Raw genomic sequence first — 22,233 nt, forward strand, 5'->3', positions numbered from 1 at the left:
GCTTTTAGAAAAAAATAATAAATCAAACAAAATCAATATATTAAAAAGTTGGCACGCAGCTTGATATAAGCAAAACATCTTATTTTGAAAACGCTGAATTAATTGAGGTTGCTATGTCTATTCTGGTTAAAAATAACATTCATTGGGTTGGCCAACGCGACTGGGAAGTGCGTGATTTCCACGGAACCGAATATAAAACGCTGCGCGGCAGCAGCTACAACAGCTATCTCATCCGCGAAGAAAAGAACGTCCTGATCGATACCGTGGATCATAAATTCAGCCGCGAGTTCGTACAGAACCTGCGCAGCGAAATCGACCTCGCCGATATCGACTACATCGTGATTAACCATGCGGAAGAGGACCACGCCGGGGCGCTGACCGAGCTGATGAACTCGATCCCGGACACCCCGATTTACTGCACCGCCAACGCCATCGACTCCATCACCGGGCACCACCATCACCCGGAGTGGAACTTCAACGTGGTGAAAACCGGCGACAGCCTCGATCTCGGCAACGGTAAGCAGCTGATCTTCGTGGAAACCCCGATGCTGCACTGGCCGGATAGCATGATGACCTACATGACCGGCGACGCGGTGCTGTTCAGCAACGACGCCTTCGGTCAGCACTACTGCGACGAGCACCTGTTCAACGACGAAGTGGATCAGACCGAGCTGTTCGAACAGTGCCAGCGCTACTACGCCAATATCCTGACGCCGTTCAGCCGCCTGGTGACGCCGAAAATTACCGAGATCCTCGGATTCAACCTGCCGGTGGATATGATCGCCACCTCCCACGGCGTGGTGTGGCGCGACAACCCGACGCAAATCGTCGAGCTGTACCTGAAATGGGCGGCGGATTATCAGGAAGACCGCATCACCATTTTCTACGACACCATGTCCAACAACACCCGCATGATGGCCGACGCTATCGCCCAGGGCATCACCGACATCGACCCGCGCGTGGCGGTGAAAATCTTTAACGTCGCCCGCAGCGACAAAAACGAAATTCTCACCAACGTGTTCCGCTCAAAAGGCGTGCTGGTGGGCACCTCGACCATGAACAACGTCATGATGCCGAAAATCGCCGGCCTGGTGGAGGAGATGACCGGCCTGCGTTTTCGCAACAAGCGCGCCAGCGCCTTTGGCTCCCACGGCTGGAGCGGCGGCGCGGTTGACCGCCTCTCTACCCGCCTGCAGGACGCCGGCTTTGAAATGTCCCTGAGCCTGAAGGCGAAATGGCGCCCGGATCTGGATGCGCTGGAAATTTGCCGCGAGCACGGCCGCGAAATCGCCCGCCAGTGGGCCCTCTCCCCGCTGCCGGCCGGCGCTGATAAAAAAGCGTCGGCTGAGCAGAGCGCCTGCGCCGCGGCGGCAGCGGCCGACCTCGGCCCGTCAATGCAGTGCAGCGTCTGCCAGTGGATCTACGATCCGGCGAAAGGCGAACCGAACCAGGACGTCCAGCCTGGCACCCCGTGGAGCGACGTGCCGGATAACTTCCTGTGCCCGGAGTGCTCTCTCGGCAAAGATGTCTTTGACGTTCTGGCAACGGAGGCAAAATGAGCGATGGCATCGTCATCATCGGCTCGGGCTTCGCGGCCCGCCAGCTGGTAAAAAATATTCGTAAGCAGGACCCGCAGATCCCGCTGACGCTGATCGCCGCCGACAGCATGGATGAGTACAACAAGCCGGATCTCAGCCACGTCATCAGCCGCGGTCAGAGCGCCGAGGATCTGACCCTGCAAACCGCCGGGGAGTTTGCCGAACAGTATAACCTGCGCCTGTTCCCCCACGTCCGGGTGAGCGATATCGACGCCGAGGGCAAAGTGGTCAAAAGTCAGGATCGCGAGTGGCGCTACGACAAGCTGGTGCTGGCGACCGGCGCCGCGCCGTTTATTCCGCCGGTGCCGGGCCGCGAGCTGATGCTCACCCTCAACAGCCAGCGGGAATACGGTGCCGCCCAAACCCGGCTCCACGACGCGCGGCGCGTGCTGATCGTCGGCGGCGGGCTGATCGGCTGCGAGCTGGCGATGGATTTCTGCCGCGCCGGCAAAGCGGTGACGGTGGTCGACAATTCCGCCAGCGTGCTGTCGGCGCTGATGCCGCCGGAGGCCAGCAGCCGCCTGCAGCATCGGTTAACCGACATGGGCGTGCACCTGATGCTGAAAACCCAGCTCGAAGGGCTGGAGCAAACCGCCGACGGCATCCGCGTTACCGTCGATCGTCAGCGCAGCGTGACCGTGGACGCGGTGGTTGCCGCCGCCGGCCTGCGCCCGGAAACCGCCCTGGCGCGTCGGGCTGGTCTTGAGATTAACCGCGGCGTGGTGGTCGATAGCCGCCTGCGCAGCAGCCATCCGGCAATCTTCGCCCTCGGCGACTGCGCCGAAATTAACGGCATGGTGCTGCCGTTCCTGCAGCCTATTTTGCTCAGCGCCATGTGCCTGAGCAAAAATCTGCTCGAGCAACCGGGTGAGCTGAAGCTGCCGCCGATGCTGGTGAAGGTGAAAACCCCGGATATCCCGCTGCATCTGGCCGGAGAGACGCGGCGCGAAGACCTGACGTGGAATATCGTAGCCGCCAACGACGGCCTGGTGGCTAAAGGCGTGGATGCGGAAAACCAGCTGCGCGCCTTTGTGGTCAGCGAAGACCGGATGAAAGAGGCCTTTGCGCTGCTCAAGCAGCTGGTGAGCTAAGCGCTTTCCCGGGTCGCGACGTCAACGCCTTGCCCGTGTATGGATGCCCCCGTTATACAACCCATCTCTTCGGTTGTGTAACGGGGGTAAGTGGCGTTCACATATCCGGCCCCTCTCTCAACACCATCACCATCGTATAGGGCCAGGATGCTATCTGCGCCCCTGCTTCCCTTCGGGCTATCGGCTTGTTTATCAGAGCGCCTTCAGCCAGGCCGGCTTATTATCCGAGCCTCCTTTAATAGCTTAAAAGCCGTTTTCTCATCACTATAATCCTGGTTTAACAGCCCGAAGGGGGTGTCAGAACCAACGACTACTGCGGCCCGCTTATTATGAGAAATGTTTATCTGGTAACAATGCTCAACCAATTGCGTCCATTGCTCCCCGGTTTCGCAAAGTGAATGGGCTAACGCCAAAAGACGTGTGTGGAAGGTTAAGAGTACCCTGCAGGCTTACGCTCGCCTGGATGCCAGCCCTGCCACGGACAGAATCACCGCAAAATCCTTCAGGATGAAAATTAGTTTTACCCCTACATTTAGTGGTGGCTACGTGAAGGAGGTTCATCTATTCTGCCTTTATCAGCGAGCAGGCCGGAGTCCCTCTTTGTGGATAATCCCATTCTTCAGAAAACCCTCATTACCGTTATTCTCATCCTGTGGGTAATCGATGAATTCCGGACCAGGAAAAGAAAAACTTCTGACCCCGCTATTGAAGCCGCTGATGCCAGGGAACGCCATCAATGGCGCTATCTCAGATGGGGGTTCCGGGCAATACAAGCGGCAGCAACGGTGTATATCTTCGTTCAGCTGATTCAGGTATTACTGAGATAGATGCCTCAGGCAGGTACAGCTGGATAGAGACATTTTACTGTCCAGGTGGGCCTCGGTGGGTACCGTTGTGTAGGTGCCATGAGTGCCGGGGGCGGACGTAAAAAGTGCCTGTATTAATTATTAGGTAATAAATCACAGCTTATTATCTCCTCTACATATTCAGAAGTCTCATTCGAAACATCCACTGGATGTAGATAATTAGTAGTTAAAAAAGTGCTAGGAATGACGAATAAATATGCAAATATTCCTGAGGACTAAATGGATTGAGGGGAAAAAGAGGGATCATCTAAAATAATAAAGAATATCGTTATGCTGGCCATTGTGGTCAGCTTTGCCGCTGGTTGCGCACCGTTACATCCTTCTGGCTGCCATAAGACCACGGCAACGGGTAGTTGCAGTTCAGGGCGCTGGGATGATCAGGATGAATGGGGGGCGCAAGCGCGGGCAATCAGAGCGGCAATAAATGCCAAACTAAATGAGCCGCAAAACTGGAAAGGGCAAAAATGCAGGTTGCATATTGAATTTGCTCAGGATGGCACAGCTTTAAACATATCAACCAGCAATGGCAATAAAGCATATTGCGAAGCGATAAAATCAGCAGCCCATAAAGCCAAGTTTCCAGCCTTCAACAATCCAGAAGTCTATAGAGATTTTCAAAAATCCGGCTTCGATATGGGCAGTTAGCTAATCACCACAAACGGTTAGATATAAGCTAACGAACTGCTTGATTTGCAATTATCCATTACGATCTAAAGTATGGTACTACGAAGTAGTATATGGCTCGATAAAAAACTAATGTAATGCCCGGGGAAAGGAGAGTAAATCGGATGACAATTTTAGTAACAATGCAGGCCGAGCTCGTGGTCGGTGAAGCGCAAGTGATAAAGAGCCTGGCCCCTGAGGGAATGCTGGCCGCCGTTTTTGAGGACGATGGTGAAACCGAATATTTTTACGCTCTCGATGAGTCTGTCGACGGCAACCCGATTCAGGACGCGGTGCATATCTACAACGCCGAAGATATTTCTGACGGACACGTTCCCTCTGACGTTAAAATCGGCTGGTCTGAAGACAGTCAGAAGTGCGTGCTATTGATCAATGGATATCCGCATGGATCATTCGATTTCGTGGGGAAAAATGGATACTGCAGGAGTGGATTTCCTCCACAAATAAACAAGATATGGTCGAAGTCAGGCCATAAGTGGAGTGATGCGGTAGATGACTTTTTTCGATGAGTTGCGACAGCCTTGGCTGCCTGCCATCTTTATAGTCCGTACATCGGAGGTTAGGGTAAATCCGGCCGTTCTGCGGGCTTGAAATAACCGCCCATTGAGCGGTTTCTATCCATGGAGATTTGTCTGTTAGCTTGTGTGACATGAGTTACAGCAGTAGTAACAGCCATATGGTTAATTTTAAAACACGGACGCATCATGAAATCTATCGGACTACTTACTCTCATCCTGCCACTACTTCTGGCTGTCTGCGCCGGTACACAAGCCAGCGACAGCACACCATCTGGTAGCACTTCATCTGCAAATACAGTCATTACCACTCACGATAAGAACGGAAAGTTACTGCCGGATGCCCTGCGGATACAGTTTGATGTTGACGCAGACGGAAGAGTTCAGAATGCACAGATCCTTGAATCGACAACTACTCCGGAGCTTGAGCGTAAAGTCATCAGTAAAATGAAGAATGAATGGCGGTATGAAAAAGGGAAACCGGGAACAGATCTCAGAATAGTAGTCATGATTCACCCTCCCAGACGGTAGCACCACCAGGAAGTAGCAAGAAACTTTTGTGACTAGCAGCCTGACGCATCAGGCTATGTAAGTAAAGCCCGCAGTGTGCCAGGAGCGGATGTTGTTATTGTATGGATGAACACGCAGTGTCGTTGCTTTCACCATAAAACAGGTACGTTTTGAGCAAGTAAGAGGAAATTTAGTAGTTGCTAAAAAAGATAGAACACTTTAATTTAGGTGCTTAGTAAAAATATCTAACCCGATAAGGCGAGTTGGTAAAATATACCAATTTTATGACAGTGAGGGGGATTCAGATAATATTATGGATGGAAAGAGACTTCAAAATTATTGGTCACAAGAGGTGGACGCGCTTATTGCAACATACAGACAATTTGAAACTCTTATTCCTTCTCAAGAGGTTCAAGGATCAGCACATCATGGTGAAGATGGTCGATTTGTTGAGGAATTGTTGCGCGAATTTTTTTCGAAATATCTTCCCAAGAGTTTAGATATCGTAACTGGGTTCATTCTCCGGCCAGCGGTAAAAACTGGTACGACAGGGAAAGAGCGCAAGAATGACCTTGATGAACATTCATCTCAATTAGATATCATTGTCTATGATTCCGAAAGATATCCAGTATTTCAAAAAATTGGAAATAGTGCAATTGTTCCTCCGGAAGGTGTTGTGGCAATAATTTCAGTAAAAAAACACCTCAACGATGGGGACATTTTAAAAGAGTGCCGAGCTTTATGGGATGCTTCAAAGTTATGCAAGACACAATATTCTAATCGCCAATGCGATAAAGTAAGAGGGCCATACCTTGCTTTAGTAACGCTGGAATCAAAGATTGATAAAAAACGCATAGATAACCTAGACTGGATATTCAAGAAAATCGCCGAAGCATATGGGCATGGCGATAAACCGACCTTTGACGAATTAATTGGTTATGTTGGTTCTCTTAGTGAGTGGAGTCTATTTAAGAGAAGACCAGGCGATAAAAATGTAACTAAAGCGAACTATATTAGCCTTGTTCATGCCAAAGGTGAGTCTCATTTGGGATTGCAATTTATTCTCACTGGCATTCTTTCTGTATTTTACGATGAAAGCAGACGAAATATAAGGCGTCCTGGGTTTACAGCCTTTCCTTCCGGCCGAAAATTTGAGAAGAATCTTGGGGAAATAAAATGTAGTGGGGAACGCTAGCTCTTACAATACACCGCAAGGGACATGCCTTCTCTACGCATCTGCTTCCCTAAGATCGTGAAGTTATATTTAGCTTATGTTTCATTGAGCTAGCAAAGACGGTCTTATATCTTCGATTCGATCATGAGGGTCAACTGTACTTTAATCTCATATATCACAGGAGAATTGAATATGAACTCGTCACCATGGCACAAAGACTATATCATCGGACAAGAAGACCACTTCAGATACCTCATACCAGCAGGTTTCGAATCCGACTTAACTTTGAAGATACAGCGCTCAATCTGGGCCTAGTCAGCATAACTTGGGACAATAAGCTATGGATCTGTGATCTGGTATAATTAAGATACCAGATGTTACATATAGCAGTTATATCTTGAATACAGCAACGGTGTTACAATTGAAAGCTGGTAGCATATTAATGCTACCGTTTTATTTTCTAATGCAGGAAATATTGTATTAATATTTTGTGTAATTCATGCCAGCATGCCATTGAGTGAACAACAGAAGATTGATCGAAGTAATTTTTAGAGCTGTTGTTTTTAGTAGCATCTCCATCAATAGATGGATAGTTTATTTTTTTTCAATCAATTGGAAAATGATTTTTTAGTTTTTTGAGTAAGCATCACAAGAATACTGATTAGACGACGCATAATAATATCTTAATATAAATAATTATAGATTATTGACCTGTATTTTAAAATCTGCACTTGCTCAGCATTCTATAATCTCTTGTCTGCGCGGACCTTCACCTCTGCTAGTTTTATTACCCCGTATTTGTAGCGGACGTTGTTCGCCATCTTACGGTATTGAAAAAACTGTACAGGACCTTTTATTTTATTCTAAGCAGCAATATCTTAAGCTGCAGTACTTGTCAGAAAGGATTGGTTGGGTTAGTTATCTGTTAGATTTATTGAAAATGACATGTAGAGTTAAAACCATAATTAAAAAATATAAGGCATCACAATTATGTGATGCCTTTAATTTATTAAATGCCAAAGTAGTTGGTGTATAAATAAGCAAATCCATATCTTGTTTTGCTACCGACCATATATGGAGTTATAATTTTATTTGCAATCAAAATCTGTTTAAATTCTGAAAGAGTTCCAGCCTTAATGATTTCGTCATCATCATGGTTTTTCTTAATCTCTTCTAGAAGTCGGTCAAAACTACTCTCATTGAGTACATTTCTTTTGAAGCCAGGACTTACTTTATTATTGGACAAATCCAAACAGAAGCATTTAACGAACTCATTACCCTTTTCGTTCCATAGATCTTCAAGATATTTTACAACCGCATTTTTTCGAACTTGCTTACTCGTGCAGTAAGCTAACCCTATGATAGAATTTTTACGATATTGTTTCTCAATGTCTTGTTCATCCTGTTCTCTAATTGCATTTGTCAAAAGATCAATAAATGGGCGAAGGTTTACTGTTTTGTCCGCGCTTTGAATATTTCGGAATAAATCTTCATATGCGGTGCTTAGTCTGCCATTTTTTTTAGGTCTAGGAGCACCAAAGAAAGCATTTATAACTGGTTGGATAAGATATTTATCTAATGGAAGTTGGTTGTGTATTATTCCTTTTGTTTTCAATTTTTTATGAATTTGCTGTACCAATGTTGAACTTGGTAAGTTGTTTGATAGGAATGAGAAGAAATTATCTTTCGAGTAATTGAATACTATCTTTAAAAAATATGAGAAAATTTCATTCTGTGTCCACTCTAGATCTATAATACGAGGACTAAAAGAATTTTTATTTGTTAGGTTGCCAAGCCTCTGATATAGATCTCTTCGTAAGAAGAGTTTTGGATGAATGTTTTCGTAAGAAAAACGCATTGCTACTTTAACAAGAGGTGAAATTACATCATTCCATAAGAATGGTTTTACTATATTATCTAGTTGGTCAAACGTAATAATTAACCGTTTATCCTCGCTTTTTAACACACTATTAATGTCATTCATTTCATCTTCAATTAATGAATATTTTTCTGAATCTAATAACAACTCAATTATTTTACCTTGTGTCTTGAAGTTATCAAGATTTACAAGTAAGTCTGGATTCTTGCAACCATATTCCCCTCTGGAACAGATGGCATTCCATATAAAGAAGATCCAAAAACGCTTTATGAATAACTCATCCTTATGATAGGCATCGAATCCATCAAATTCGAAGTTGTCTTTATCAAAATTTGTAATATTCAACACATTATAATCCAAATGTGTTTTTTGAGCTTTTGATGTTAACATATTGAAAAAACTACCAATCTGGAGAGCCTTATAGAAAGCTGTTTTTCCGGTACCTTTATCTCCTAATAATATATTTTTTTCAGGTATAAAAAGGTCTTCCATACATGGTCTAAAATAAAACAACTTATTTATATAATCATCAGAATATTCAATGTTTTCAGCATAGAGGTCTGGTAATTTATCTCTTAAATCATTTAGTACTTTATCTTGAATGCTTTCATCTGATTTTGAGGTTGTTATATCATAATTTATATCCCCTTCATCATCACTGTTAATTTCAAAGGAATCCATTTCATTTAATGCACTTAGATTTCCTTCAGCATTAATTGCATCTTTTATCTTATTTTCTTTTACAATTAAATGAGGTTTGGATGTAACTTCATAAATATACTTGAAAAATTTCTGATATTGAGTGGAGCCGTTCTCGCCATTGATGAAATCGTCTAAATCATCCTTATCTTCCAAAGACGTACCTATATACTCAAGGGTGTTTTGCCTATCAAAATAAAAAACTTCAGTATCAAAGGATGAATCCCCTTGGATTTGATTGCAAAAATTATTAAAACGGCGGCTAAAATTACTGCTAATGATTGATAATACGAAACACGCATTAATATTCATCTCATTGAGTGTTTTCGTTACATATTCAATGCCTGGTTGATTTTGAGCATCATCACCAGCTAATACAACAACGTTTTGGGATACTTGAGCTAAGGCACCAAAAGTATTATTAAATCCCGTTCGGGAATCAATGAGTATTACATCGGGAGAAAACTCTTTATTAATATCATTTATAATATTATCAAATATTTTTACTAGTTTCTCACCCTGCAAATCTAACTTTGCAAGCCCTTCTAAATAACTAACTAAATCTTCATGATTATGCATTATATTTCCGGCTGACATAAGGTTAATAATGCCACTGCCAGAGTAATTTTTCTCAATGCTATAAATGTAATCTTTTATGCTTGTTTTTTCATCAAAGGATTTATCGTTAAGGTATTCTATAATACCACCTTTGCAATTATCTGATTGAGCACTGTTAAAAAAGTTAATCAAACCTGGAGCTTCAAAGTCGCAATCAACTACAAAAATATTTTTACCTTGCCTTGCTAGATAGCTGGCAGTTAATGCTAAGCTTGTGGTTCGCCCTACACCACCTTTGTAACTGAAAAATGTTAAAACATTACTGTGCTTGTTTACTCTCTTCTTCATGTTAAGCAAAGCACTTAATGAGCGTCTTAAACCAATTGATGTCTTTTCTTTTGAAAATAAATGTTCGTATTCCTCATCAGCTGATCTTTTTTCAGACAGGAAAGTAAACTCGATGTTTTCATTGCTAAATTCATTAATACTAGTTGCATTAAGATATAGTTCATCTTTTCTTTTAATAACATCACTTACAACGTAAACTTCGACACTTTGATTTACTCTGAGCTCAACATAATAATCATAAATTGTATTTTTATCGATATTTTCTTTTAGATCATTTTCAATTCTTCGAATGAAATCTATTGATTTTAACATTTATTAAACCTTACATCTTTTTTAGGAAGTTATTAGTGTGGGAATATAACTCTTTTATTTGCTTGTAATTAACATCAATGGACGAATATCTTATCTCAGGCGTCCAGTCATTCATTAATTTGTTTATGGCTTTTTCTTCGCTTACGTGACTTACGTCGCTGATTAACGAATCAAGGTAATTTTGTAGTCTTTTAAAATTATGTGTTTTTATTTTATTTTTAAAATCTATTCCAAATTTCTCACACTCGCCCTCATTAACTTCTGAGTTTAAGTCATAGTTTTCAAGCTCAAATATTTTATATTTAATTGAACATTCAATTATATAACCTGAGAGATAGTAAAGGCTAAGCACTAAAAATTTGTATTCCACATTTTCAGCGTTGTCCTCACCTAAGCTATCCAGTTTTTCCTTAAGCACTCTACAAGCGTGGTTATGCCGTTTAGCTGACGATAAGAACTCCGTATATTTCATAATGAGCACCATAGATATAGGACTAGTCTATATAATAGCAATTACTACCAAGATTACAATTGAGATTTTTGTCTCTAACGCAAATATTTCATAGTAAATAAATAGATTACTTTCAGAATTTTTGACAATAACATTTATTTTTTAAAATAAAATTTTAGAGCGAATAGTGTCCACTGCTGATGATGCCTTTTGGCCTAAATTGTGACTACTATGATCAGGTAGTCAGATTCTGAGTACTTATGTCCGCTGTTCGCTCAAAGTTGCCTGTCATGCCTGCTTAAAAAAGCATAACGTAGGATTGTTCCGTTTTCCAAGCAGACCCCATATCGGTTGTTTAGTCTCACATGGGTGAAATAGCTTCATGCAATCCGCCAAATAGAGGTTTGAGCAATGATTGGGCTGAACTATGGGTTCTGATGATATTTCTCACATTTAACTCGTATCTTTTTCTATCAGGAAAACCGAGTTTCCTAGCTATGGTGTTTAGCAAGCCAGTTTCTCGGATAGGATATCGAGTCATCAAAGTAACGACATCATTGTTTTGAATAGCGGTGTCGAAAATATCAACTTCAGCGTGGCGAATTTCATTTATATTTAGAAGAAAAGAAAACTCTTCATTGGAATTTATATAGTCCTGAGTTGGTATTTTTGAAAAAACCTTACTTCTAACTATTTTTTCTATAGATCTTGAGCACAACCGATCCTTGTTGCTACTCATCACTTTAATGATTTCCTCATTTATGTTGTCAAAAGCTTCATTTTCATTTTCTATTCCAAGATAGCCTGCATATTCACTTATAATAATTCGTATTACTTCTGGGTGATAATAAATTGACTCGACAGAATGAACAGCTAAAGTATATACTCGCCGAGATAAAAGAGAGGAAATTTCACCTTGTGTTTTATTATCATTATCAACCAACCCATAGGCTTCAACCCACTGAAGGCTAGGGTTAGATGCGATACCAACAACAGAAGCCTCAACATCCTTACAGCTCCCTTTTGGTATTATACTAAAACCATGAAATAAAGATGAATATATAGATAAATCAAGGCTGTTTTGATCACCCTCTACAAAAAGAACCTTTCGCCTTGAGCCAAAGATGCTTTCTTTTATCTCTTCTGGTATGTCATCACTACCATCCAATACATCTAAAGTCCAAGATGATGGATTTTTCGAAACATACTCACAAGACCGAACTAAAATAATTTTTGAATTGATAAAAAAAGACGGGAACAGAATTTCATGAGTCGAGATTAAAAATGAACAATCACTTCTTAAAGAAACTAGCTCACTAAGAAGAGGGAGTGTTATTGCCCGATGTAGGTGCCTTTCGGGCTCATCCATAATGATGAGCGTACCAGGCTCTGAAGTAAGAACGTCAGCAGCAATAAGCAACGCATTTTTCTCTCCATCAGACAACTCAGCAATACTGTATGTGACATCATCATTATAACTGCGGTTCTTAACAATGAAATTGTCATCTTTATCAACATGAATAGATATATCCATGTTTGACTTTTCTATCAGAGAATTAATTACTGTAAGAGGCGATTCAGGTGTTTTAAAATCCGGATCATTTAAAGTATTACTATCATACGCAGACTCTATATCTCTAGCTCTTCGATTAATGTGCCTTTTTAATTTTGCCACCACCATTCTGTTAGTACTTTCACCTTGATATAACCGCCACCTAGAATCAATTAGCGTACGATAGTGTCTATTGTTTTGATCTATACTCTCAATTTCACTACCGGTCATATCAATAACTGATTCATTGAACCAATTCTGCCTGTGTGCACTTATAATTTTTACATGGTTATCTGGTAATTGCCTATGAAAATGATTAACTAGTGAAGATTTCCCCGAGCCGTTTGATCCAATAAGGAAAACAACATCACCATTATCAATATCTACAGCTATGTTACCAACACCAGTTTTATTTAGTTGTAAAGAATTCAATTTAAAACCTCTCTATTCCTAATAGTACGTTGCTCGATTGATATATAAAGATAACTAAGGCTTCCCTAGCGATGGTCTTCCTCCCCCCTTGCTTCAGGTATCGCCGCATCCTATCGGATCACCATAGGCATTCTTTGCCAATACCCATAACGCTTTATCACTATTCATTGCATCAACAGTGAAATTGCTTTTGCTGCTATCGCCAGTAACAGCGGCAAGTTCTACTGACAGCATTTCGATTAAGCGATGGGATTCTAAAGAAAATGGATCTGATTTCCCTACTATTATCATGTTGATATCCTAGAAGAAATTATGACCAGCATAAAGTATCCTGCCTGGAAAAGCGTCATACCAAAATGGATTATGGGACAACTCAGATTCTTGGCTGTCCTGAGCATGTTATGTCCGCCCCTCGCTCATACCAACCCTTTAGCGTTACCGTTCATCTCGTTGCCTGTACTCTGGCTCGCCCCAGTTTCCAGGAGACCGGGGGAGGCATTCAGCAGCCCACCGTTCTTGCGAAAGATACCCTCAATGCCGCTACCCATGACAAAATCCCCGTGTACTCCTATTAATAATGCAACGTTGCATGATCTTATATTCTTTCCTGAATCCCCTTCGCAATAATCAATATTGTCCATGATATATATACTGTGTTTTTATTCAGTACGGTGTAATAAATAAAGCCAGATAAAACCCTCACCTGTCATAACGGAAGGATGGAATAAGCAGGAAGATTTTTAAAGAGCGCGGTATGAAAGTGTTACCAGCACTTCCACACCGCTAACCACAGACAACTATCAAGGAGTTGAATATGGCTGAGCAGAATTTTAAGCCAGAAAGTGCTATTGCCAAAATAGATTCTGATGAATCACAAACGAGTGGTAAAAATTGCGAGCTGGAACGTAAAAAATCCGTTAAGCACTTGCAGAATAAATCCACAGCGGAGTCACCGCAACCGCTTAGCCGCACGGAGTTTTATGACCGTATGCGGCATGACTATATCCCGCTCCAGGGTGACTGGCTTTCGCAGGCCGGATTTACGTCGGGTATGCCGGTAAAAATCAGAGTGATGCCAGATTGCATTGTGATCACCGCCCAGAACAGCCGGGAGCTGTTCGGCTGTGCCGAAGGGTTAAGCGCGGCTCATTTCAGCAAGAAGAAAATGGACTTGTGGATCAAGACGTTTCCCGGTGCGCTTAACGATACCGGTGACCTGCCGGTCATCCGGCGGGAGAAACCCGGCTATGATTGCCTGAAACGAAGCCGCGACTGACCCTTAAGGTAAAATCCCGGCTCAGGCGGCCGGGGTTGTTATAAAGATCAATCCGGACCTGCAGGAGGTGACTTACGGGCTTTGCGCTCATCTAAATAGCTGCCTTTCCCGGCTCTGGTGAATAATGCGCGACCCGGGACCCCGAACCATTAAAAGGCCCGACCTACTGCGCCAGATTATCGTATCCGCGCCAGCGATAGTTAATCACCGACAGCACCCAGCAGGCGACAAACAGCCCGATAACCACGAAGCCGGCGTTGCCGAGATTATCGTTCAGCGCCCCCACCCAGCGCCACGGCCCGCCGCTGAGCGCAAATTTATCCATCAGCAGGCCCAGCGCCTCCATGCCGCCAATAAACAGCGCTACCACCACCGAAGTCCCGGTAATGGTCATATTGTAATAGAGCTTGCGCTGCGGCTTGCTGAACGCCCAGCCGTAGGCGCCCACCATCAGCACGTTGTCGAGGGTATCCACCAGCGCCATGCCGCTGGCAAACAGCGCCGGGAAGACCATAATCGACCAGATAGACATGCCGCTCGAGGCGCTGGCGGCGGAGATCCCCAGCACGCCAATCTCGGTCGCGGTATCAAAACCGAGGCCAAACAGAAAGCCGACCAGGTACATCTGCCAGCTGCGGCTGATCAGGCGGAAGGTTTTGCCGAACAGCCAGCTCATCATGCCGCCGCCCGCCGCCACCTCATCGCTCACCTTCTCCCCGCGCTTCCACGCCTGAAAGCTGCGCCAGACGCTGCGCAGAATAACCAGGTTGATAAAAGCCATCAGCAGCAGAAACAGCGCCGAAACGGCGGTGCCAATCACGCTGCCGGTATCGTGAAACCAGCTCATCTGCTGGCCGAACGCCGTCGCGGTGGCGGCAATGGCGGCGGAGGCCAGCACCACAATCGACGAGTGCCCCAGCGAAAACCAGGCGCCCACGCCGAACGGACGCCGCCCCTGCTGCATCATCTTGCGCGTCACGCTATCAATCGCCGCAATATGATCGGCATCGACCGCATGACGCAGGCCGTATCCCCAGGCCAGCAGGCTGGCGGCCATCAGCGCGCCGCTGTCGCCAAAGGCCTGCCACGCCCAGACCCAGGCGACCAGGTTGGCCACAATAAGCCCCAGCACCAGCGCTGCGGCGCGCGGCTGCTGGCGTAAAATCGTCACTATCATGATGATGTCCTGTGAGCCTGCCGGCGGGCGGCGGCGACCGCCGCCTGACCAAACGCTATCGCTCCATCACCGGCAGGCAGCTGATGCGGAAACAACAGAGTAAAATCCGCCAGATAAAACGTCAATCGGCAAACCAGCAGCCGGTTGTGTAGTACCCCGCCGCTAAACACCAGCGTAGAGATGCCGCGCCTGACGGCGTGGTCGCGCGCCATTGCCGCCAGCCCGCGGGCCAGCGCGTCGTGAAAGGCCCAGGCCTTGTGCGCCGGCTGCGCCTGCCAGCCTAGCCACCGGCGCCAGAAGGTGGCGAGATCCAGCCGACCGTCGCGCCACGGCAGGCTAACCGGATGATCGATACCGGCGCAGGTCGCCGCCAGCGCCTCCAGCCGGCAGGCTGCTTCCCCTTCGTAGCTCAGCGTGGTCGGCGCGCAGCCCAGCGCGAAGGCCACGGCATCGAACAGCCGCCCGCAGGAAGAGGCCTTAGGCGCATTAATCCCCCGCTCGACGGCGCGGGCGACCAGCGGCCACGCCTGCCGGAGCAGAACCTCGGTTTCAGGATAGTTTTGCCACTCCGGCACAAAGGCCAGACAGTGGGCCAGCAGGTTGCGCCACGGCTGACGCGCCGCCAGATCGCCGCCGGGGAGCGCCACCGCCGGCAGGCCCGCCAGATGCTCGCACTGACGGTAATTCACCCGCAGGCATTCGCCGCCCCACAGCGCGCCGCCCTCCCCCATGCCGATGCCGTCCAGCACCAGGGCGATGACGTCCCCGCCGTCCAGCGGCCAGCCGTGCTCCGCCAGACAGGCGGCGGCATGGGCGTGATGATGCAGCACCCGCTCGATCGGCAGCGCCATCGACGCCGCCCACCGCGTCGAACGATAGCCCGGATGCGCATCGGTCACGATCCCCTGCGGGGTGAAGGCGTAAATCTCCTGCATCAGGCGCAGCGCCTCACTCCACTGCGCCTCCACGCCCTCATCGCCGAGGTCGCCAAAATGCTGGCTCAGCACCGCCTCATCGCCGCGCGCCAGGCAGAAGGTATTTTTCATATCCGCGCCGAGGCACAGCAGCGGCGGGACGTCGTGAAACCCCGGCGGCAGCGGCAGCGCATCCGGCACGTAGCCGCGCGAACGGCGTAGCATCTCCCCGCTCTGCCGCACCACGGAATCATCCATCCGCTGCACAATATCGCGGTTATGCAGCAAAAATCCGTCGGCAATCCCGGCCAAATCCGCCAGCGCCCGCTCGTTAGCCAGCGCCGGAGGGCCCCCGCTGAGATTGCCCGAAGTCATCACCACCGGGCGCGCCAGCGCCTGCAGCACCAGGTGCTGGAGCGGGTTCGACGCCAGCATGACGCCCGCCTCTGCCAGCCCCGGCGCGATATCGTCACATAAACCGCTGAGCCGGGTTTTATCCACCAGCACCACCGGCGCGGCGGGCGACGACAGCAGCGCCAGCGCCTCGGCCGGCAATCCCTCCGCCGTCGGCAGCATCACCGCCAACGGCTTAGCCGGGCGGTGCTTGCGCTGGCGCAGGATCGCCACGGCGCGTGGGTTTCCGGCGTCGCAGGCGAGATGGAAGCCGCCAAGCCCTTTAATCGCCACAATCTGCCCGGCAGCAAGCCGGTCTGTTGCCGCCCGCAGCGCCTCCTCGCCGTAGCAGTTCTCCTCCCCGCTGCGCCACTCAAGCCGCGGCCCGCACGATTCGCAGGCCACCGGCTGGGCATGAAAGCGCCTGTCGGCCGGATTGCGGTATTCGGCTTCGCAGGACGGGCACAGCGGGAACGGCGCCATCGCGGTAAACGGACGATCGTAGGGCATGGCGCGAATAATGGTAAAACGCGGCCCGCAGTGGGTGCAGTTGATAAACGGATAGCGGTAGCGGCGCTCCCGCGGATCGTTCATTTCCGCCAGGCACGCCGGACAGGTGGCGGCATCGGGAACGATCTGCGTGCGCATGGTTCCGCCTCCGCTTCGGCGGATGGTGAACGCCTCCGGCAGGGCTTCCCAGGCAAAGGGTGAGGCCTGCGCGCTGTCGATACGCGCCAGCGGCGGGCAGCGGCGGGCCAGCGCGGCGACAAACTCCGCCTCGTCGCCCAGCAGGCGAACCAGCACGCCGTCGCCGTCGTTGCACACGTCGCCGAAGCGTCCCAGGCGCTGCGCCAGCTGCCAGACGAAGGGGCGAAATCCCACCCCCTGCACCTTACCGCGGATGCGGATTTTCACCCCGTTCATGCCGCTATCGCCCTACCAGGCCAGCGCCGTACGGCGACGTTTTTCAATATTCATCTGCTCAAGCTTATTGCGGTCAACGCAGATAAGCGCGTGCGTCGGGCAGGCGTCCATACAGGCGGGCCCCTCTTCGCGATGATGGCAAAGGTCGCATTTATTGGCTTCGGCCTTTTCCGCCGTCACGTTCAGGCCCGCGCCGCTATGGCGGATCACCGGACGCACCACCACTTCCATCGCCCCATACGGGCAGGCCACCACGCAGGTTTTGCAGCCGATGCAGCGCTCCTGCATCACGTGGACAAAGCCCTTATCGCGGCTGATGGCCCCGTTCGGGCAGACGTTAGCGCAGGGCGCGTCTTCACACTGACGACAGGCGGTGGCCGTCGACACGTTGACACCCTTGATGACATGGATACGTGGTAAAAAGGATTTTGGCGTCAGCGCGGCGCAGTCCTGATTGGCCTGATGAGAGACCACGCAGGCCACTTCGCAGGTACGACAGCCGATGCATTTGCTCGCGTCGGCAATAATGAAACGGTTCATCCATTTCTCCAGCAGTAAGAAGGTTACGCGCCGGAGTATGCATAATACGTTCCAATTATTATCTAATTGATAGTAAAGGTAATTAATCGGGTGATTTCTGTCATCGTCACATCTGACGATGACAGGTGACGATCTCAGGCGCCGGGGCCTGCGCCAAGAGAATCGCGCTCAATCAGCTCGCCGGGGAAGGTTTGCTGGAATTTTAAATCACCGCCGTCGAGCATGAAAATCAGCCGGTTAATGCTCTCTTTGATCATCTCCGTCACCGGAATTTTGACGCTGGAAAGCGCCGGGATCATATAGGGCGCCAGCACGATATCATCGAAGCCAATCACCGAAACCTGCTCCGGCACCTTCACGCCGTGCAGATGCAGCTGCTTCATCGCGCCAATCGCCATATCGTCGTTGCTCGCCACCAGCGCGCTGTAGCCGGCGTTGCGCTGACGCAACGTCTCAACCCCGGCCGCACCGGTTTCCGGCGTCCATTTTCCCTTCACGATCAGCCCTTCATTGAGCGGAATGTCGTGCTGAGCCAGCGCATCTTTGTAGCCGGCGAGGCGCTCGATGCCGGTAGGTGAATCCAGCGAGCCGGTGATAAACGCAATCTCACGGTGGCCGCGGGCGATGAGCTGCTGTACCGCGGCAAAGGCCGAGGCTTTTTGATCGGACCAGACGCAGTGGCTGGCGTTGCGCCGCAGGCGGCGGTTAAGCACCATGATTGGCCGGTCGTGCTGCTCGACGATCTCGTCCATTTCATCGACGCTAAGAAAGCGCGGGTAAATAATAATCGCGTCGCAGCGCAGGTCTAGCAGGTACTGAATCGCCTCGCGCTCTTCGTCGGCGCTGTGCTTGCCGTCGGCCAGAATCAGCTGACGCCCCTTGTCTTCGGTCATCCGCGCCACCTGAAACAGCAGCTCGCTGAAGTAAACCCCGTGATAGAGGGTGTTGGTGACCACCAGCCCGAGAGTCTGGCTCTTTTTGGTGGCGAGGTTACGCGCCAGCAGATTCGGCCGGTAGCCGCTTTCAGCAACGGCCTGGAACACGCGATCTTTCGTCTCCTGGCTGACGTAGCCGTTGCCCGATAGCACCCGCGAAACCGTCGCCTTCGACACCCCTGCGCGCTTAGCGACCTCCAGCATCGTTGCCATGTTGTTCTTCCTGTTGCAAAAGATGCTCGCAGTGTACTGCACGCCCTGCCGTTTTACAGCCTTCACGTTGCTGACGGCCTGTTTTCCCTCTTCGCGACAAAGCGATCAAAATCACAAATTTGAAAACTGATTTTTTTAGATCTTGTATGAATCGATGAAACTCATCATGATTTTGTGGAACCGGTTTCCTACATATGCACGACGCCACGCAGCTTTACGGCGCGGTGAAAAGCCAGTACCCCATTGATAAACAGGATAAAATCCGATGTCTAAAAATTATGCAGCCCTGGCACAGCAGATCGTCTCGGCGATTGGCGGCGTTGAAAACGTCACCGCCGTCACCCACTGCATGACCCGCCTGCGTTTCGTGGTCAAAGACAACGAGCAGGTGGATAGCGCGACCCTAAAAGGGCTGAAAGGCGTACTTGGCGTCGTGCGGAGCGATAACCAGTGCCAGGTGATCGTCGGCAATACCGTCTCCCAGGCCTACCGTGAAGTCGTTGGCCTGCTGCCGGGCGATATGCGCCCGGCGGAGCCCGTGGGCAAACCGCCGCTGACCTTCAGGCGAGTTGGCGCCGGGATCCTCGATGCGCTGATCGGCACCATGTCGCCGCTGATCCCGGCGATTATCGGCGGATCGATGGTCAAGCTGCTGGCGATGATCCTCGAGATGAGCGGCGTCCTGGCGAAAGGCGCGCCGACGCTCACCATTCTGACGACGATCGGCGACGGCGCATTCTTCTTCCTGCCGCTGATGGTCGCCGCCTCTGCGGCGGTAAAATTCAAAACCAATATGTCGCTGGCGATTGCCCTCGCCGGGGTGCTGGTGCATCCGAGCTTTATTGAGCTGATGGCCAAAGCTGCTCAGGGCGAGCACGTCGAGTTCGCCTTTATTCCGGTCACCGCGGTGAAATATACCTACACCGTGATCCCGGCGCTGGTGATGACCTGGTGCCTCTCTTATATCGAGCGCTGGGTCGACAGAATCACTCCGGCGGTGACGAAAAACTTCCTCAAGCCGATGCTGATCGTGCTGATCGCCGCGCCGCTGGCCATTCTGCTGATCGGCCCGCTCGGGATCTGGATCGGTAGCGCCATCTCGACGCTGGTGTACACCATTCATCACTATCTGGGCTGGCTATCGGTGGCGATTATGGGCGCCCTGTGGCCGCTGCTGGTGATGACCGGGATGCACCGCGTCTTTACGCCGACGATCATTCAGACCATTGCCGAAACCGGCAAAGAGGGCATGGTGATGCCGTCGGAAATCGGCGCCAACCTGTCGCTGGGCGGCTCTTCGCTGGCGGTGGCGTGGAAAACGAAAAACCCGGAGCTGCGCCAGACGGCGCTGGCGGCGGCGGCGTCGGCTATTCTCGCCGGGATCTCCGAACCGGCGCTGTACGGGGTCGCGATACGGCTCAAGCGCCCGCTGATCGCCAGCCTGATCAGCGGCTTTATCTGCGGCGCGGTAGCCGGCATCGCTGGGCTTGCCAGCCATTCAATGGCGGCACCGGGCCTGTTTACCAGCGTCCAGTTCTTCGATCCGGCGAATCCCATGACTCTCGTCTGGGTCTTCGGCGTGATGGCGCTGGCAGTGGTGCTGTCGTTTGTTCTGACCCTGCTGCTCGGCTTTGAGGATATCCCGGTGGAAGATGCCGCCGCCGATGCCCGACAGCGCCAGGCGACGGCCGAAGCATCGCACGCCTGAACATAATTTTTGACACAGAGGTAACGCATGGCGACTTTTCCACACGGATTTTTATGGGGCGGCGCACTGGCCGCCAACCAGGCTGAAGGGGCATATCTGGAGGGCGGCAAAGGGCTGACTACCGTCGATACCCTTCCCCACGGGGCCAGGCGCCTGCCGGTTAAGCTGGGGCTGGAGAAGCGCTTTCAACTGCGTGACGATGAGTTCTACCCAAGCCATGAAGCGATAGACTTTTATCATCGTTATAAAGAAGACATCGCCCTGATGGCGGAGATGGGCTTTAGCGTATTTCGCACCTCCATCGCCTGGAGCCGCCTGTTCCCCAACGGCGACGAGCAGGAGCCGAATGCGCAGGGGATCGCCTTCTACCGTTCGCTGTTTGAAGAGTGTAAAAAGCACAATATCGAGCCGCTGGTGACCCTGTGCCACTTCGACGTGCCGATGCATCTGGTGACCGAATACGGCTCCTGGCGCAATCGCAAAATGGTGGGATTCTTTACCCACTACGCCCGCACCTGCTTTGAAGCCTTTGACGGGCTGGTGAAATACTGGCTGACCTTTAACGAAATCAACATCATGCTCCATAGTCCCTACTCCGGCGCCGGCCTGGCGTTCGAAGAGGGCGAGAATCAGGAGCAGGTGAAGTACCAGGCCGCGCACCATGAGCTGATTGCCAGCGCCCAGGTGACCAAAATCGCCCACGAGGTGAACGCGCAAAATCAGGTTGGCTGTATGCTGGCGGGCGGCAACTTCTACCCCTGGTCCTGCAAGCCGGAAGATGTGTGGATGGCGCTGGAAAAAGATCGCGAAAACCTGCTCTTTATCGACGTGCAGGCGCGCGGCGCCTGGCCGGTATGGGCGGCGCGGGTGCTCCGCGAGAAGGGCGTGACGATTGTCAAACAGCCGGGCGACGACGAGATCCTGCGCAACACCGTCGATTTTGTCTCCTTCAGCTACTACGCCTCGCGCTGCGCCTCGGCGGAGATGAACGCCAACAATACCAACGCGGCCAATATCGTGAAGTCGTTAAAAAATCCGCATATTCAGGCCAGCGAATGGGGCTGGGGAATCGACCCCCTCGGCCTGCGCATCACCATGAATATGATGTATGACCGCTACCAGAAGCCGCTGTTCCTCGTGGAAAACGGCCTCGGGGCGCGGGACGAAATCGACGCCAACGGCGAGATTAACGACGACTATCGCATCAGCTATCTGCGCGAGCACATCAAAGCGATGGGCGACGCTATCGAAGACGGTATTCCGGTGATGGGCTATACCAGCTGGGGCTGCATTGACCTGGTGGCCGCCTCCACCGGCGAGATGAGCAAACGCTACGGCTTCATCTACGTTGACCGCGATGACGCCGGCAACGGCACTCTCGACCGTAAGCGCAAGAAGTCGTTCTGGTGGTATAAAAAGGTCATTGCCAGCAACGGCGAAGACCTGGCGTAACGGCAATCCCCCGGATAGCGGCGCTGACGCCT

The 22,233-nt window shown here is 49.9% G+C and carries 17 protein-coding genes and 1 pseudogene; 10 read left to right on the forward strand and 8 right to left on the reverse strand.

All coding sequences use genetic code 11. The annotated features are described in order from the left end of the window. Positions 1-113 precede the first annotated feature (113 nt). The 7 genes from norV (at position 114) to EDF75_RS17775 (ending at position 6,459) form a co-directional block, all read left to right on the forward strand. Complete coding sequence (gene norV, locus EDF75_RS17745) at positions 114-1,559, forward strand: anaerobic nitric oxide reductase flavorubredoxin (RefSeq protein WP_133600341.1); 1,446 nt, start codon at positions 114-116, stop codon at positions 1,557-1,559. Continuing rightward, positions 1,556-2,689, forward strand: a complete 1,134-nt coding sequence (gene norW, locus EDF75_RS17750; RefSeq protein ID WP_133600342.1) for an NADH:flavorubredoxin reductase NorW — start codon at positions 1,556-1,558, stop codon at positions 2,687-2,689. The genes norV and norW overlap by 4 nt, the downstream gene beginning before the upstream one ends. Positions 2,690-3,291: 602 nt before the next feature. Further along, on the forward strand, positions 3,292-3,516 hold the full coding sequence (locus EDF75_RS17755; RefSeq protein WP_133600343.1) for a hypothetical protein: 225 nt from the start codon (positions 3,292-3,294) through the stop codon (positions 3,514-3,516). 309 nt (positions 3,517-3,825) lie between these two features. Continuing rightward, positions 3,826-4,200 (forward strand): cell envelope integrity TolA C-terminal domain-containing protein, encoded by a 375-nt coding sequence (locus EDF75_RS17760; protein WP_133600344.1) that lies wholly within the window; start codon positions 3,826-3,828, stop codon positions 4,198-4,200. A 143-nt stretch (positions 4,201-4,343) separates the two neighbouring features. Continuing rightward, entirely contained in the window at positions 4,344-4,748 is a 405-nt protein-coding gene (locus EDF75_RS17765) for a DUF2251 domain-containing protein (protein ID WP_133600345.1), read from the forward strand. 195 nt (positions 4,749-4,943) lie between these two features. Then, the gene (locus tag EDF75_RS17770) at positions 4,944-5,285 is read left to right on the forward strand and encodes a TonB family protein (protein ID WP_133600346.1); all 342 of its coding nucleotides are present in this window, start codon (positions 4,944-4,946) and stop codon (positions 5,283-5,285) included. A 292-nt stretch (positions 5,286-5,577) separates the two neighbouring features. Beyond that, positions 5,578-6,459, forward strand: coding sequence for a DUF6602 domain-containing protein (locus EDF75_RS17775; protein ID WP_133600347.1), 882 nt, complete (start codon positions 5,578-5,580; stop codon positions 6,457-6,459). A gap of 988 nt (positions 6,460-7,447) precedes the next feature. Here the strand turns inward: EDF75_RS17775 and EDF75_RS17780 are convergent. From EDF75_RS17780 to EDF75_RS17795, 4 genes and pseudogenes are all read right to left on the reverse strand, one after another. Continuing rightward, on the reverse strand, positions 7,448-10,234 hold the full coding sequence (locus EDF75_RS17780; protein WP_133600348.1) for a KGGVGR-motif variant AAA ATPase: 2,787 nt from the start codon (positions 10,232-10,234) through the stop codon (positions 7,448-7,450). 10 nt (positions 10,235-10,244) lie between these two features. Continuing rightward, positions 10,245-10,706: a hypothetical protein gene (locus EDF75_RS17785; RefSeq protein WP_133600349.1), complete on the reverse strand. Its 462-nt coding sequence runs from the start codon at positions 10,704-10,706 to the stop codon at positions 10,245-10,247. 340 nt (positions 10,707-11,046) lie between these two features. Beyond that, on the reverse strand, positions 11,047-12,669 hold the full coding sequence (locus tag EDF75_RS17790; RefSeq protein WP_133600350.1) for an AAA family ATPase: 1,623 nt from the start codon (positions 12,667-12,669) through the stop codon (positions 11,047-11,049). Between the two features lie 102 nt (positions 12,670-12,771). Next, positions 12,772-12,960 (reverse strand): annotated as a pseudogene (locus EDF75_RS17795) (GNAT family N-acetyltransferase); the annotation flags it as partial. Positions 12,961-13,483: 523 nt separating this feature from the next. Here EDF75_RS17795 and EDF75_RS17800 point away from each other — a divergent pair. Beyond that, positions 13,484-13,945: a SymE family type I addiction module toxin gene (locus tag EDF75_RS17800; RefSeq protein ID WP_133600351.1), complete on the forward strand. Its 462-nt coding sequence runs from the start codon at positions 13,484-13,486 to the stop codon at positions 13,943-13,945. Between the two features lie 163 nt (positions 13,946-14,108). On the opposite strand, the gene EDF75_RS17805 is transcribed toward EDF75_RS17800, so the two are convergent. From EDF75_RS17805 to EDF75_RS17820, 4 genes are all read right to left on the reverse strand, one after another. Next, positions 14,109-15,122 carry a HoxN/HupN/NixA family nickel/cobalt transporter gene (locus EDF75_RS17805; RefSeq protein ID WP_133600352.1) on the reverse strand — a complete coding sequence of 338 codons (1,014 nt, stop codon included), beginning with the start codon at positions 15,120-15,122 and terminating at the stop codon, positions 14,109-14,111. Further along, positions 15,119-17,353, reverse strand: coding sequence for a carbamoyltransferase HypF (gene hypF / locus EDF75_RS17810; RefSeq protein ID WP_133600353.1), 2,235 nt, complete (start codon positions 17,351-17,353; stop codon positions 15,119-15,121). The genes EDF75_RS17805 and hypF overlap by 4 nt, the downstream gene beginning before the upstream one ends. Positions 17,354-17,365: 12 nt before the next feature. Continuing rightward, on the reverse strand, positions 17,366-17,893 hold the full coding sequence (gene hydN, locus EDF75_RS17815; RefSeq protein ID WP_095098443.1) for an electron transport protein HydN: 528 nt from the start codon (positions 17,891-17,893) through the stop codon (positions 17,366-17,368). Positions 17,894-18,027: 134 nt separating this feature from the next. Next, on the reverse strand, positions 18,028-19,041 hold the full coding sequence (locus tag EDF75_RS17820) for a LacI family DNA-binding transcriptional regulator (protein ID WP_095098445.1): 1,014 nt from the start codon (positions 19,039-19,041) through the stop codon (positions 18,028-18,030). Positions 19,042-19,306: 265 nt separating this feature from the next. Between EDF75_RS17820 and ascF the strand changes: the two genes are divergently transcribed. Both ascF and EDF75_RS17830 read left to right on the forward strand, forming a co-directional pair. Continuing rightward, positions 19,307-20,749 carry a PTS cellobiose/arbutin/salicin transporter subunit IIBC gene (ascF, locus tag EDF75_RS17825; protein WP_133600354.1) on the forward strand — a complete coding sequence of 481 codons (1,443 nt, stop codon included), beginning with the start codon at positions 19,307-19,309 and terminating at the stop codon, positions 20,747-20,749. 27 nt (positions 20,750-20,776) lie between these two features. Next, a complete protein-coding gene (locus EDF75_RS17830) occupies positions 20,777-22,201 on the forward strand; it encodes a 6-phospho-beta-glucosidase (RefSeq protein ID WP_095098450.1) in 1,425 nt (474 codons plus the stop codon). The last annotated feature ends 32 nt before the right edge of the window (positions 22,202-22,233 follow it).

Origin of the sequence: Klebsiella sp. BIGb0149, from assembly GCF_004362605.1 — a bacterium.
Taxonomy (GTDB): domain Bacteria; phylum Pseudomonadota; class Gammaproteobacteria; order Enterobacterales; family Enterobacteriaceae; genus Klebsiella; species Klebsiella terrigena.